Origin of the sequence: Enterococcus infantis, assembly GCF_049166715.1 — a bacterium.
Classification (GTDB): Bacteria; Bacillota; Bacilli; order Lactobacillales; family Enterococcaceae; genus Enterococcus_C; species Enterococcus_C leclercqii.
The window spans coordinates 107,587-122,120 of the sequence record NZ_JBMHFB010000009.1 but is presented as its reverse complement, the minus strand read 5'-3'; the positions used below and the strand labels follow the sequence as shown (position 1 = coordinate 122,120).

Sequence of the window (14,534 nt, the reverse complement as noted above, 5' to 3'; positions counted from 1 at the left end):
AACCCTCCTTAATTAACCGCTGTCAATTTATGTAACAGCTTTACGAAGATAGTATAACACATATCTTTTCCAATGCAAGTTTTTTCATGAAACTTGTTCAAAAAAACACGAGCCGTTGTCACTTAAAGTATAGGAAACGCTATATACCGGCCCTATTTACTTGTGCAAGGTTTGTTTTTCTTGGGACTTTTTTAAGCTTTTTATTGGTTTGGCTTACAACAAAAAACAGCCCACTGTATTGATACAGAAGGCTGTTTTTTAAACAGATTATATAACAGTTTCGGGATTTTTTTCTGGTAAGGCAGGATTTCGAAGTTCGTGGACAGCAATCAAAACGCCGCCAGCATTCTCATCAACCGCAAAAGAGCCGTTAGAGGTGCGTTCACCAATCGGGTATTTTTCGGTATTAATCTCGGTCAGTTGACCCTTTTGATTTTGTAAGAGTAGCCGTCGATCATCGCCAGCCCCCATATACAAGACGCGATGAGGATTTTTCTTCAGCTCCCGCAAAACCATCAAGCCTCGTTTTGCTCGGCCTAATGGATTGAGTTCTTGGGCCAGCATCCGCTTGACTGCTCCTCGTTGCGTCACGATCACAATCGGCGTATCCCCTTCAGATAAAACTAGCAACCCGTTGACAATAAAGTCTCCTTCTTTTAAATTCATGGACTTCACGCCGGCTGCTTTTGGTCCAACTACCGGTACTTCTGACAGTGGATACCGCAGTCCAAAACCACGATTGCTTACTAAAAAGACATCATCGTCTCGGCCTTCTTCCACTAGGTAGACTGCCAGCAGTTCATCTGTCTCATCCTTGAATTTAATCATCGTTAGTGGTCGACTCTTATAGGTCCGCCACGGTTCAAATTCAGTCATCTTTGTCTGTTTGATTAAACCATTTTTAGTAATCATCACAAAGTTTTTAGTCGGGTCCAGTTCTTTGAAACTGAAAACTTGTAAAATCGATTCATCAATCCCGAAGTTCATCATGGTTTGTGAAATATGTTCACCGATGTCCTTCCATTTTAAATCAGGCAATTCATGCACTGGTCGATAGATGACATTTCCTTTATCAGTAACGATCAACAAATGATCCAACGTATTGACTGCACCTGTGTATAAGACGAAATCGCCGTCTTTCATCCCCAGCTCTTCTGGTTTTGATGCTTGGTAGCTGCGCACACTGCTGCGTTTAAGGTAGCCTTCGTGGGTCACAGATACAACGACATCTTCTTGTGCCACTAAAACCTCTGTTTCAATCTTAATCTCAGTGATTTCATCTTCGATTCTAGTTAAACGTTTGTTTCCATATTGTTTTTTAATTTCCCGCAGTTCCTGCTTGATGACTTTTTTGAGCTCCCCTTCATCAGTCAGGATCTTATGGAGTTCGGTAATAGTGATAGCCAGCTCTTCAGCTTCTGCCCGTAAAGCGGTGATATCGGTATTGGTCAGGCGATACAGCTGCAAGTTGACAATCGCTTCTGCTTGTTCCTCGGTAAAGCCGTGTTGCATCACCAAGTTATTTTTGGCATCTTTTTTATCTTTACTTCCACGAATCGTAGCAATGACTTCATCCAAAATAGAAAGCGCCTTAATCAGACCTTCTACGATGTGTTGACGTTTTTGAGCTTTCGTCAGTTCAAAACGGCTGCGGCGGAGTACGACATCTTCTCGGTGACTGATATAACTCGTTAAGATCCGCAAAAGACCCACTTGCTCAGGGCGCAAGTCAGCGATTGCCACCATATTGAAGTTGTAGTTGATCTGAAGTTCGGTATTTTTGAACAAGTAGTTCAAGATTCCTTCTGCGTTGGCTTCTTTTTTCAATTCGACAACGATGCGTAAGCCGGTCCGATCTGTTTCGTCACGGACTTCGGCAATCCCGTCAATCTTTTTGTTCAGCCGGATCTCATCCATCTTCTTTACAAGGCTGGCTTTGTTCACTTCGTAAGGAATCTCAGTGATTACCAGCTGTTGTTTGCCGCCTTTCAATTCTTCAATAGCTGTCACTGAACGCAAAATTACTTTGCCCTTGCCGGTTTCGTACGCCTTGCGAATTTCTTCTTTGCCTTGCAAAATCCCACCGGTAGGAAAATCCGGGCCAGGAATGAATTCCATGATTTTTTCCAGCTTCGCAGTAGGATGGTCAATCAAATAAATAGTGCCGTCGATGACTTCTGCTAGATTATGAGTCGGTATTTCAGTAGCATACCCTGCTGAAATACCGGTAGAGCCGTTCACTAACAGATTGGGATATTTTGCTGGCAGTACAGTCGGTTCTTTTTCGGTATCATCAAAATTCCAAACAAGATCAACCGTTTCTTTTTCAATATCTGCCAGCAGCTCCCCACTGAGTTTAGACAAACGGGCTTCGGTATACCGCATAGCAGCTGGTGGATCGCCGTCCATGCTCCCGTTGTTCCCGTGCATTTCAATCAGAATCTCCCGCAGTTTCCAATCCTGACTCATTCGAACCATCGCTTCATAAATACTGCTGTCCCCATGGGGATGGTAATTCCCCATGATGTTCCCTACGGATTTGGCAGATTTACGAAAGGCTTTCTCGTAAGTATTACCGTCTTTGTTCATGGCAAATAGAATCCGGCGTTGCACCGGTTTCAACCCGTCGCGAATATCCGGCAATGCCCGCTCTTGAATGATATATTTTGAATAACGTCCGAAGCGATCACCCATGACCTCTTCTAATGTTAATTCTTGAATATTGTGTTTGTGTTCCAAAAAAAAGCCTCCGATCATAAGTTGCTAAAAGCCAGAATCCATAAAATACCGACAGTTGTGAATCTCCGACAGCTTGCTGCTTTAGTGGCAACTTGACATCAACTATCAAGATGCACAAAAATGCCTGTGAGGTCAGTCCAAGTCAAACAGACTGATTTCCTGATCTGTTTCTTCAGCTTCTGCTGCTGTTTTGACCTGCTGAATCTCCTGAGTCCGTTCCTCGTCGTAAAAGTCTGGCGTAGTGGTAGTGCTCTCTTCTTTTTTATCCAGGATACTGCCGTCTTCTTCCAACGTGAATTGGACGTGGCTTTCAATCCATTTACGCCGGGGTTCAACCTTGTCTCCCATTAGTGTCGTCACGCGGCGCTCTGCTTGAGCAGCATCTTCAATGCGCACCCGAATCAGCGTGCGGGTTTCAGGATCCATCGTTGTTTCCCATAACTGCTCCGCATTCATTTCACCTAGTCCTTTATATCGTTGCAGCATGTAGCCCTTACCGACTTTTTGAATCACAGATTGCAGCTCTTCATCGGTCCAAGCGTATTCCGTTACCGCCTTTTTGCCGACACCACGGGAAACTTTGTACAATGGTGGCAGTGCAATATAGACTTTGCCGGCTTCAATCAAAGGTTTCATATAACGATAAAAGAAAGTTAAAAGCAATACCTGGATGTGAGCACCATCGGTATCCGCATCGGTCATAATGATGACTTTGTCGTAGTTGGCATCGGCAATATCAAATTCAGGGCCCACTCCGGCACCAATCGTATAAATCATCGTATTGATTTCTTCATTTTTCAGGATGTCCTGCATCTTGGCTTTTTCTGTGTTGATAACTTTGCCTCGCAGCGGTAAAATCGCTTGAAATTTCCGATCCCGGCCTTGTTTTGCAGAACCGCCGGCAGAATCTCCTTCCACCAAAAACAATTCATTGCGTTTAGGGTTGCGGGACTGCGCCGGTGTCAGTTTTCCTGACAGCAAGGATTCGCCTTTTTTGCGTTTTTTTCCGCTGCGGCTTTCTTCTCGCGCTTTACGAGCTGCTTCTCTAGCTTCCCGTGCTTTGACGGCTTTGCGGACAAGCATTTGGCTCATTTCGCTATTTTCCTGCAAGAAAAAGCCCAGTTGTTCTCCTAAAACATTGTCCACCGCATTTCTTGCGATAGGCGTACCCAGTTTTTCTTTTGTTTGTCCTTCAAATTGCAGCAAGTTCTCCGGCACTCGGATAGAAAGCACTGCCGCCAGCCCCTCGCGAAAGTCAGAGCCTTCGAGATTGCGATCTTTTTCCTTCAAGAGACCGACTTTTCGAGCATATTCATTGAAAGCTTTCGTCATAGAGGCTTTTAGACCAGCTTCATGTGTCCCCCCGTCTTTGGTGCGGACATTGTTGACAAATGACAGGATATTTTCAGAATAACCGTCGTTGTATTGAAAGGCGATTTCCACTTCAATGCCGTCTCGTTCTCCGTTGAAGTAGATTACCGGTGTTAAGGTATCTTTTTCTTCGTTCAGGTAATCAACAAACTCCTTGATTCCTTCCTCAAAATGGAAAACTTCTTGAGTCGTTTCTTCTCCTCGCAAATCTGTCAACGTGATTTTGACGCCTCGCAACAAAAAGGCCGACTCCCGCAATCGTTCTGCCAAGACTTCATAGGAAAAACGGACTGTACTAAAAATAGTCTCATCTGGTAAAAAAGTCACCGTCGTTCCATTTGGCTTTCTTGTCTTCCCTAATTTTTTCAGCGTTCCAACCGCATGCCCGCCATTTTCAAAACGCTCTTCATATTCGACACCATCACGAACGATAGTCACTGTCAGTTGTTTGGAAAGGGCATTGACTACACTGGCACCCACACCGTGAAGTCCGCCCGAAGTCTTATAACCCCCTTGACCAAATTTTCCTCCGGCATGGAGCACTGTAAAAATAACCTCCACTGTAGGAATCCCAGATGCGTGCATTCCCACCGGCATCCCCCGTCCACTATCTGAAACCGTGACGCTATTGTCTTTATTCAAAGTAACTTCAATGTGATCACCAAATCCCGACAATGCTTCATCTACCGCATTATCGACGATTTCATATACTAAATGGTGCAGACCACGGCTGTCGGTAGAGCCAATGTACATGCCGGGACGTTTGCGTACCGCCTCAAGACCTTCCAAAACCTGGATTGAAGCATCGTTGTATTCATTATTATTTTTCGCCAAAGAAAACTCTCCTTCACTTCTTTTGCGCTTGATACGCCAGTTTTTATAATACTTCAAAAACGCTGCGAAAAAAAGAGAAAACCTGAAGCTGGTTGTTCCCTCCGGCCTTTCATGATAAAATTGCGTAGTTGTCACAGAGCTGTTAATCAATTATCTAAGTAAATGATCTACCAGAAAAACTTTAGGACCACTTTTTGAGGGCCTGTTTTGATTCAATTAATTAGAAAAGAGGCTTGCTATGAAAATCGCTGTTTTACTATTGGTCGCCTATCTGCTGGGCTCAATTCCCTCCGGTGTCTGGATCGGCAAAATTTTCTACAAAAAAGACATTCGCAACTTTGGCAGCGGCAATTCCGGGACCACCAATACCTTTCGCGTGCTAGGTAAACCTGCCGGGATCATTGTCCTTTTAATGGATATTTTAAAAGGAACCTTGGCTACTTGTCTGCCATTGCTCTTTCAAATTGACGGCATCAACCCACTGTGGTTCGGTGTTTGTGCCATTCTTGGCCACACGTTTCCGATTTTTGCCGGCTTCAAAGGCGGCAAAGCTGTGGCTACCAGCGCAGGGATGCTTCTAGGATATAACCCCGTTTTCTTTTTGTATTCTTGTGTAATCTTCGTAGTTTGCTTATATTTGACAAGTATGGTTTCACTATCCAGCATGATTGCAGCTGTTTTGATTACTCTTTCCACCGTCGTTCTGCCCTTTATCTGGCCTAAAGTCCTGCCAGATCACAACTGGCTTTTAACGGCCATTGCCACCGGAGTGACCCTTTTTATCTTCTATCGCCACCGGGAAAATATCCAGCGAATCAAAAAGGGGACTGAAAGTCGGGTGCCTTTTGGACTAAATAAAAAAGAATAATTGCTATATCAGACCTCGCGCCGTTAAAAAGCGCAAGGTCTTTTTTCATGTCCCATTCTTGAAACATTCCTTTGGGTAGCACTAGCACTCAACTTTAAATCACAACAAGACGGCTATCGCTGACCTTATCATGACAAGGTCAGCGATAGCCTATTTAATATCAGCGAAGCGTCAAAGCTATTTGACTGTTATCGCATATTTGGTTACAAAGGTTTCTTCAGGGCCTAATTTCTGAATTCCCAATTTATCTGCCAGCTCGCCGGTCGCGTCTATCGTATCCGCAATACCCGCCCACGGTTCAATGCAGATAAAAGGTGACTCTTTGGGATAAGGAGACCAAATGCCAAAATAAGGCATATTGTTGAAAGCAACACTGACGCTGTGAGGTGATTTGTCACTTGCAATTGTGATCTTAGTCAAGCCCTTTGATTCATAGATCAGTGCATCATTTTCAAACATTTCGTGGGTCAGCTTCAGATTTGTATTTGTCGCCCCCAATGTTTTTTGAGCTGCGTCAATAAAGCCGTCTTTTAAAGGCAACGTGATGCGGGATTTCATCGGTGAAAAAGCAAGATAGTAGTCTTCAAAAGTCAAATCTTCAGTTAAAGGTACATTGAATCCCGGATGGCCACCAATGGAAAACAGCAGCTCTTCAGAAGCAGGATTTTTCACTTCATAACGAACCTGTACGCCTTCTCCTCCCAGCTCATAATGAACGTAAAGCTCAAAATCAAAGGGATAAACTGCTTTGGTCTGAAGATCAGCTTTCAAACAGAACGTAACTGCTTCGCCGCTTTGTTCCACCAACTGGAAGTCCCGATCTCGAGCAAAACCATGCTGTGGCAAATGATACGTTTTTCCTTGGTAACGGTAGCTACCGTCCTTCAGGCTGCCGACAATAGGAAACAAGATTGGTGCATGGCGGCCCCAATAGGCTGGATCCGCTGTCCATAAATATTCCAAACCGGTAGCTTTACTTTTGATACTCGTCAACTGCGCTCCGTGATAAGCAATGGTAGCGATCAATTGGCCGTTTTCGATGGTCACTGTCATTTGCCAGACCTCCCGTTAATTCGGACGGCTTGCCTTTGAAAGATTATCCAAAATCCAGCAAAAGCCTGCCGACACCTGATTAATAGTTATGCTTTTCCAACTCTTCTTTGAACCGGTGATTTAAGACCCGCAAGTAAGTTCCTTTCATGCCCAGGGAACGCGATTCGATGATTCCTGCTGATTCCAGTTTCCGCAAGGCATTTACGATAACAGAACGGGTAATACCAATTTTATCAGCGATATTGGATGCCGTCAAACGACCTTCATCCCCCTCCAACGCTTCAAAGATTGCCTGCACTGCTTTCAATTCACTATAAGACAGCGTATTGATTGCCATTTGTACAGCCGTCGCACTGCGAACATCTTCTTCGATATTACGAGATTTTTGATACAAGAACTGCATCCCGACAACTGTTGCTCCATATTCTGCTAACACCAAATCATCATCTGCGAAGGCTTCTTCCATACGGGCCAAAATAATGGTTCCTAATCGTTCGCCGGCACCAAAAATCGGTACAACAGTGGTTAAGCCATGAGGATACTGCTCGCGACGCTCCACTGGAAAGGCCGTCATGTCGCTATCAATTGCGATATTGGCTTCGGTTTTTCCCAGATGGTCTACCATGTCGGTATACGCTTTAGGAAATTGTTTTTCCACAAACATATTTTTAACACGGTCGTTATTTACGTCATGTTTTTCGTTAAATCCCAACAAAGTCCCTTCACTTGAGATGATATAGGTGTTGGCATCTAAAATATCACCTAAAGTCATCGCCATCTTGTCATAAGGCAGATCTGATTTCATATCAAAAGTATTTTTTTGTTGCAACAGCTCATTGACCCGTCGTGTTTTCTCCAATAATGATGTCATTTTTCTCCACTTCTCCTCTTACAAAATATAACGGCTGAGATCTTGATCAGACACGATCGCTGCCAATTTTTCATTTACATAATTTTCGGTGATGGTGATTTCTCCCATCTGCATATCCGGTGCTTCAAAGAGTAAATCTTCCAACAGTTTTTCCAAAATCGTATGCAACCGACGCGCACCGATATTATCCGTGTCCCGGTTCACATCAAAAGCAATTTGAGCGATTTTCTCCAGTGACTCGCGCGTGAAGGTTACTTTGACATTTTCTGTATCCAATAAAGCGATATATTGTTTAATCAAAGCGTTGTTGGGTTCAGTCAAAATTTTGACAAAGTCTTCTGCTGTAAGATCATCCAATTCCACCCGTATCGGGAAGCGCCCCTGCAGTTCTGGGATCAAATCACTTGGTTTTGACAGATGGAAAGCACCTGAAGCAATGAATAAAATATGATCGGTATTGATTACACCATATTTCGTGCTGACTTGAGAACCTTCGACAATTGGCAAGATATCACGTTGGACACCTTCTCGTGACACTTCACCGGATTGTTGCGATTTGGAAGTAATTTTATCAATTTCATCAATAAATATGATACCGCTGGATTCTGCTAGACGAATGGCTTCACTGTGGATATCAGCGTCATTTACCAATTTGGAGGATTCTTCTTGTATCAGAAGTTCACGGGCTTCTTTGACAGTCACCGTTCGTTCTTGTTTTTTACGCGGCTTCAAAGCATCCAATGTTTCATTCAAGTCGATTCCCATCTGTTCCAGCCCGTTGTTCATAGAGGAGCCTTGAACTTTTGGTTCTTCGATTTCAATAGTGACTTCCCGCTCGTCCAACAGTCCTTTTTCCAACTGTTCAAAGATTGTTTGCCGATTGGCTTTGATTTCTTCGGTGAGCTCCTCTTTTGGTTCACTTTCTTGTTGCCCCATCGCAAACATATTCATCATTTGTTCGTAAGGATTTCCAGTTTTTTTCTGTTCCTTCTTGATACCTGGAACCAAAACTTTCACCAAACGACGATTGGCCTTTTTTACTGCCCGACTGTAGACACGGCTGTATTGTTCTTTACGGACAATCTGGATGCCGTTTTCAACCAAATCCCGTACCATAGATTCTACGTCGCGACCGACATAGCCGACTTCTGTAAACTTCGTCGCTTCCACTTTGACAAAGGGAGCCTGCACGATTTTTGCCAGTCGTCGGGCAATTTCCGTCTTGCCGACACCGGTAGGACCAATCATCAGCATATTTTTAGGGGTAACTTCTTGTTGCATTTCTTCGTCTAGTTGCAGACGACGATAACGATTACGCAAAGCTACTGCAACAGACTTTTTGGCTTCTTGTTGGCCAATGATATATTGATCTAATTCGGATACGATTTCTCTAGGTGTTCTGTTGATTTCTGCCATAATCTTCTCCTTACATTTCTTCAACGATGATATTGTGGTTGGTAAAAATACAAATATCAGCGGCGATATTCAACGCATTCTCAGCAATTTCACGGGCTGACATCTGCTCATTGTGCTGCTTCATCGCCCGCGCTGCCGCTAAAGCATAGTTGCCCCCGGAACCGATAGCCAAAATGCCGTCATCTGGCGTGATTACTTCTCCTGTTCCGGAAACCAGCAGCATCTCTTTGTCATTCATGACAATCAGCATGGCTTCCAATTTTTGCATCGCCTGCTGGGTGCGCCATTCCTGAGCCAATTCCACAGCAGCTCGTTGCAGGTTGCCGTTATATTCATTTAGCTTGCCTTCGAATTTTTCTTCCAAAGTAAACGCATCGGCAACACTACCGGCAAAGCCGACAACCACTTCACCGTTGTAGATTCGGCGTACTTTACGAGCAGTGCCTTTCATAACAACTTGCTCACCCATTGTTACTTGGCCATCTCCGGCCATTGCAAATTTTCCGTCTTTTTCCACTGCACAGATCGTAGTGGAATGAAATTGTGATTCCATAGTCAACCTCCGTTATTCCTTCTGCAACAATTTGGCTGTCACAGCTTTAATTTATTTGTATTTATGTCAATAAAACCAAGATTCTGAACTTTCGTGAAGTAGTTACCACGAACAAAAAATCATGCCCGGGGATGAAAATGCCGGTAGTTTTTCTGCAGACTTTCCTTTGTGACGTGTGCATAGATCTGGGTGGAAGATAAATTGACATGCCCCAACAGCTCTTGAACTGTCCGCATATCCGCCCCGTTGTTCAGCAGATGAGTCGCAAAGGTATGCCGCAGCATATGGGGATGAATCTGGCTATCCAGACTACTTTTTTGGATAATCTGATCCAAGATGTACTCGATTCCCCGCGCAGTTAATGCGCCGCCTCGGCTGTTAACAAAAAGCTGTGGACTAACTGTCTCCTGCTTAGCTGTCAGTCGTTCTCGTCCATCAGCTAAATAGCCTTTCATCGCCACAGCAGCATGATCACTGAAAGGAACATAGCGCTCCTTGTTTCCTTTCCCCAAAACCAACAGCACACCACCGGACCAATCGATATCAGAAAGCTTCAAACCAGCACATTCTGAAACCCGCAGACCGGAACCATACAGCACTTCCAAGATGGCCCGATTGCGCTGTTGCAAGGGTTCATCTCCTTTTACGGCATCAAAAAGTGCCGCCATCTCCTTTTCATAGAAAAAGCGGGGCAGTTTGGCATTCTTTTTTTTCAGGTGGACATACGTAAAGGGATTTTCATCAATGACTTCTTCTTTCAGCAAGAACTGGTAAAAAGCTCTTAAACTAGCGATTTTACGGCTAATCGTGTTGCGGCTGTAGTCTTTTTCATTGAGAAAAGCAAGATACACTCTAACATCTCGATGCTCCAATTTCAAGTAATCTCCGTTTCCCGATTCATTTAAGAACACTTGAAAATCATTGAAATCTCGCTGATAAGCCGTTACCGTCTTTTTTGAGTAACCCCTTTCAACCTCAAGATAGCGATAAAATTCATTAAGCCAATCCATCGGTGACGCTCCTCTCATTTTTAACACGGACTAAATGTAACATAACACATTCGAAATGACAATCGAATTGTCAGAATTTAGGTAATATTTCAAAGTTCGTTCACAATTACCACAATTATATTAAGAAATCTAAGAAAAGAACGCTGCTACAACGCTACGCTTGCCCTTGTTTCCTCAATAACCAGCTATCTGATTGCACCAAAAGGAAAGCTGTGACAATCTATGCTGTCACAGCTTTTTCTCTTTATTCGATTGTAGCCAAAGCTGTCAGTGCCCGCTCTGCCAATGTAGCATAACGAAGTTTTTTATCTTTGATCCGTTCTGGAAGCTCTGGCAGCAATCCAAAATTGGCATTCATCGGTTGGAAGTGTTTCCCTTCTGCATGCGTAATGTAGTAGGCCATGCTGCCAATCACCGTTTCTTGCGGAAAAATCACGGCATCTTTGCCTAATGCCAAATTTGCCGCATTCAAGCCGGCTACCAAGCCACTGGCAGCACTCTCCACATATCCTTCGACTCCCGTCATTTGACCTGCGAAGAATAAGTTTGGACGTTTCTTTGTTGCGTAGGTTTGCGTAAGCAGCTCAGGTGAGTTCATGAAGCTATTGCGGTGCATCACACCATAGCGGACGAATTCGGCGTTTTCTAAGCCCGGAATCATGCGAAAGACCCGCTTTTGCTCCCCCCATTTAAGATGAGTTTGAAAGCCGACAATATTGTACAAGGAAGCGGCCGCATTGTCTTGACGTAGTTGGATCACCGCATGGGGCCGCTTGCCAGTTTTTGGATCTTCCAATCCCACTGGTTTCATGGGGCCAAACAGCATTGTTTTCGGACCGCGACCAGCCATTACTTCAATTGGCATACAGCCTTCAAAGTACTTTTCCTTTTCAAATTCTTTTAGTTGCGCAACTTCAGCCGTTACCAAAGCATCCCGGAAGGCTTCGAACTCTTCTTTGTTCATGGGACAGTTTAGGTAGGCAGCTTCTCCCTTGTCGTAGCGGGATTTTAAGTAGACTTTGTCCATGTCGATGCTGCTTTTCTCTACAATAGGGGCTGCGGCATCATAGAAATAAAAGCCATCAGAGCCATTAAAAGCCTGAATCGCTTTTGCCAATGGTTCTGAGGTCAGCGGCCCTGAGGCAACCACTGTAATCCCTTCTGGAAGCTCGGTCACTTCTTCATGAATAACAGTTACTAATGGATGTTCTTTCACCTTTTTAGTAATCAGTTGTGAAAAATTATCCCGGTCTACTGCCAATGCACCACCGGCTGGCACAGCCGTTTCATCTGCAGAAGTTACAACGACAGAGTCCAAGCGACGCATTTCTTCTTTCAATACCCCGACGGCATTTGCCAAGCTATTGCCTCGCAGTGAATTGGAACAAACCAGTTCGGCAAAATTTTCAGTGTGGTGGGCTTCGGTAGACTTGACTGGGCGCATTTCATAAAGACGTACTGGAACTCCGGCTTGAGCAATCTGCCAAGCAGCTTCACTGCCCGCCAGACCCGCACCAATCACATTTACTGTTTCAGGCATAGATTATCCTCTTTTCTGTCTGTTAAATACAGCTCGATTTTTCTTTCATTTAAAAGCTCATGCACCAGTGACAGTTTCACCGGAACATGAGCCGCTAACAATACAACTTATTTTTGGACAGCTTCTTCGTAATCGCCATTGATACAAACGACTTGTTTGCCGCCTTTGACTTTCTTTTCCACCAAGTACTTGCCACACTTCGGACAATCTCGGCCAACGGGTTTGTCCCATGAAGTGAAATCACAATCGGGATAGCGGGAACAACCGTAAAACAACCGATTCTTCTTGGACTTGCGTTCGATTACCTGGCCTTCGTGACAAACTGGGCAAACCACCCCAATCTCTTTGACAATTGGCTTGGTATTCCGACACTCAGGAAAATTACTGCAAGCATAAAACTTACCGAAGCGCCCTAGTTTGATGACCATTGGATGACCACAAACATCACAGTCAAAGCCAGCTGGCTCATCCTTGATCTGGATTTTTTCGATTTTTTCTTCTGCTTCATTGAGCTCTTTTTCAAAAGGTCGGTAAAAACGATCCACCACTTTGACCCAGTTTTCTTTGCCTTCTTCCACGCTGTCCAAATCATTTTCCATCTGGGCTGTGAAGTTGACATCCACAATTTGTGGGAAGAAATCTTCAACCAGTGTATTGACAATTTCACCAAGCTCTGTCGGTTCAAAACGTTTTTGTTGTAGTTTTACATAGTAACGACGCTGGATGGTTTCCAATGTCGGTGCATAGGTAGAAGGCCGACCAACCCCTTTTTCTTCCAGTGTTCGAATCAAAGTTGCTTCACTAAAACGCGCAGGAGGTTGGGTAAAGTGCTGCTTCGGTTCGATATTGATCGACTGCACCACATCTCCTTCAACCAAGTCCGGCAAAATATTTTCTTTTTCTTCTTTGCCATCGTCGGTTCCTTCTATATAAACCGACATGAACCCTTTGAACTTAATCTTGGAGCCGTTGGCAATAAAAATCACCGCATTTTGTTCCAATGTGACCTTCATGGTATCCAAAACAGCAGGAGTCATTTGACTAGCAACAAAGCGCGACCAAATCAAGGTATAGAGTTTCAATTGATCTTTGTCCAGGTATTGGGCGATTTCGTCTGGGGTGCGCAGTACGCTAGTTGGACGCACCGCTTCATGGGCATCCTGTGCCCCTTGTGCATTTTTGACTTTCGCGGTACCGTGTGCTGAATACTCTTTCCCGTAAGTCTCAGTAATAAAGTCCGCTGCTTCCCCTTTGGCAGAATCAGCGATCCGTTTTGAGTCAGTACGCATGTAGGTGATTAGGCCGACAGTTCCCTGTTTACCCAGTGCAATCCCTTCATATAACTGCTGCGCCACCATCATCGTCTTGCGAGTCCGGAAATTCAGCTTACGAGCAGCCTCCTGTTGCAGACTGGAAGTGGTGAAAGGTGCGGCTGGATTACGCTTGCGTTCTTTTTTCTCAACTTTGGTGACTTGATAATCTTTTCCAGTCAGACGATCCGTGATTTCTTTGATACTTTCTGCATGAGGCAATTTTTTCTTTTTGCCCTCTACGCCCCAAAAAGTGGCTTTGAATTTTTTCGTCTGCTTCTTAAAATTCCCGTCAATCGTCCAATATTCTTCCGGAATAAAGGCGCGAATCTCTTTTTCACGATCAATAATCATTTTTACTGCAATGGATTGCACCCGACCAGCACTCAAACCTTTTTTGACTTTACGCCAAAGGATTGGGCTGATGGAATATCCGACGAGGCGATCGAGAACCCGCCGCGCTTGTTGGGCGTCCACCAAGTCAACGTCAATTGCTCGTGGTTCTTTAAAGGCTGCTTTTACAGCTTCTTTGGTGATTTCATTGAAAACCACACGATTTTTATCTGTTAGGTCCAGATTCAGTAAATGGGCCAAATGCCAAGCAATGGCCTCTCCTTCACGGTCCGGGTCACTTGCGAGATAGACTTTTTCAGCCTTCTTGGCGGCACTTCGCAACCCTTTGATAACATCCCCCTTGCCACGGATGGATATGTAATGGGGTTCATAATCGTTTTCCACGTCGATCCCCATCTTGCTTTTCGGTAAGTCACGAATATGGCCGACACTGGCCACTACTTTGTAATTGCGCCCTAAATATTTCTCAATGGTCTTGGCTTTTGCCGGTGATTCCACAATAACCAGATATTTATATGCCATAAAAGAACCGGCTCCTTCCTGTTTCTACTATATTATTGTCTCGAAAACGGTTGAACAAGAATCGGTTTCAACTATAGCGATTCAAAAATGGTT

The 14,534-nt window shown here is 44.3% G+C and carries 10 protein-coding genes; 1 reads left to right on the top strand and 9 read right to left on the bottom strand.

What is annotated here, in order from left to right; all coding sequences use genetic code 11:
* Positions 1–267: 267 nt before the first annotated feature.
* Both parC and parE read right to left on the bottom strand, forming a co-directional pair.
* Entirely contained in the window at positions 268–2,739 is a 2,472-nt protein-coding gene (gene parC / locus ACOMA8_RS11865) for a DNA topoisomerase IV subunit A (RefSeq protein ID WP_421370989.1), read from the bottom strand.
* 132 nt (positions 2,740–2,871) lie between these two features.
* Entirely contained in the window at positions 2,872–4,944 is a 2,073-nt protein-coding gene (gene parE, locus ACOMA8_RS11860; RefSeq protein ID WP_161899612.1) for a DNA topoisomerase IV subunit B, read from the bottom strand.
* 238 nt (positions 4,945–5,182) lie between these two features.
* On the opposite strand from parE, the gene plsY reads away from it, so the two are divergent.
* Positions 5,183–5,812 carry a glycerol-3-phosphate 1-O-acyltransferase PlsY gene (plsY, locus tag ACOMA8_RS11855; RefSeq protein WP_161899611.1) on the top strand — a complete coding sequence of 210 codons (630 nt, stop codon included), beginning with the start codon at positions 5,183–5,185 and terminating at the stop codon, positions 5,810–5,812.
* A 177-nt stretch (positions 5,813–5,989) separates the two neighbouring features.
* Here the strand turns inward: plsY and ACOMA8_RS11850 are convergent, their stop codons facing one another.
* From ACOMA8_RS11850 to topA, 7 genes are all read right to left on the bottom strand, one after another.
* The gene (locus ACOMA8_RS11850; RefSeq protein WP_421370986.1) at positions 5,990–6,865 is read right to left on the bottom strand and encodes an aldose 1-epimerase family protein; all 876 of its coding nucleotides are present in this window, start codon (positions 6,863–6,865) and stop codon (positions 5,990–5,992) included.
* A 79-nt stretch (positions 6,866–6,944) separates the two neighbouring features.
* Positions 6,945–7,736 carry a GTP-sensing pleiotropic transcriptional regulator CodY gene (gene codY / locus ACOMA8_RS11845; RefSeq protein WP_161899609.1) on the bottom strand — a complete coding sequence of 264 codons (792 nt, stop codon included), beginning with the start codon at positions 7,734–7,736 and terminating at the stop codon, positions 6,945–6,947.
* 18 nt (positions 7,737–7,754) lie between these two features.
* Positions 7,755–9,152 carry an ATP-dependent protease ATPase subunit HslU gene (hslU, locus tag ACOMA8_RS11840; protein WP_421370984.1) on the bottom strand — a complete coding sequence of 466 codons (1,398 nt, stop codon included), beginning with the start codon at positions 9,150–9,152 and terminating at the stop codon, positions 7,755–7,757.
* A 10-nt stretch (positions 9,153–9,162) separates the two neighbouring features.
* Positions 9,163–9,705, bottom strand: a complete 543-nt coding sequence (gene hslV / locus ACOMA8_RS11835; protein ID WP_161899607.1) for an ATP-dependent protease subunit HslV — start codon at positions 9,703–9,705, stop codon at positions 9,163–9,165.
* Positions 9,706–9,824: 119 nt separating this feature from the next.
* Positions 9,825–10,715, bottom strand: a complete 891-nt coding sequence (xerC, locus tag ACOMA8_RS11830) for a tyrosine recombinase XerC (RefSeq protein WP_421370981.1) — start codon at positions 10,713–10,715, stop codon at positions 9,825–9,827.
* A gap of 244 nt (positions 10,716–10,959) precedes the next feature.
* Positions 10,960–12,255: an FADH(2)-oxidizing methylenetetrahydrofolate--tRNA-(uracil(54)-C(5))-methyltransferase TrmFO gene (gene trmFO, locus ACOMA8_RS11825; protein ID WP_161899605.1), complete on the bottom strand. Its 1,296-nt coding sequence runs from the start codon at positions 12,253–12,255 to the stop codon at positions 10,960–10,962.
* A 107-nt stretch (positions 12,256–12,362) separates the two neighbouring features.
* On the bottom strand, positions 12,363–14,441 hold the full coding sequence (gene topA / locus ACOMA8_RS11820; protein WP_421370979.1) for a type I DNA topoisomerase: 2,079 nt from the start codon (positions 14,439–14,441) through the stop codon (positions 12,363–12,365).
* Positions 14,442–14,534: the final 93 nt, after the last annotated feature.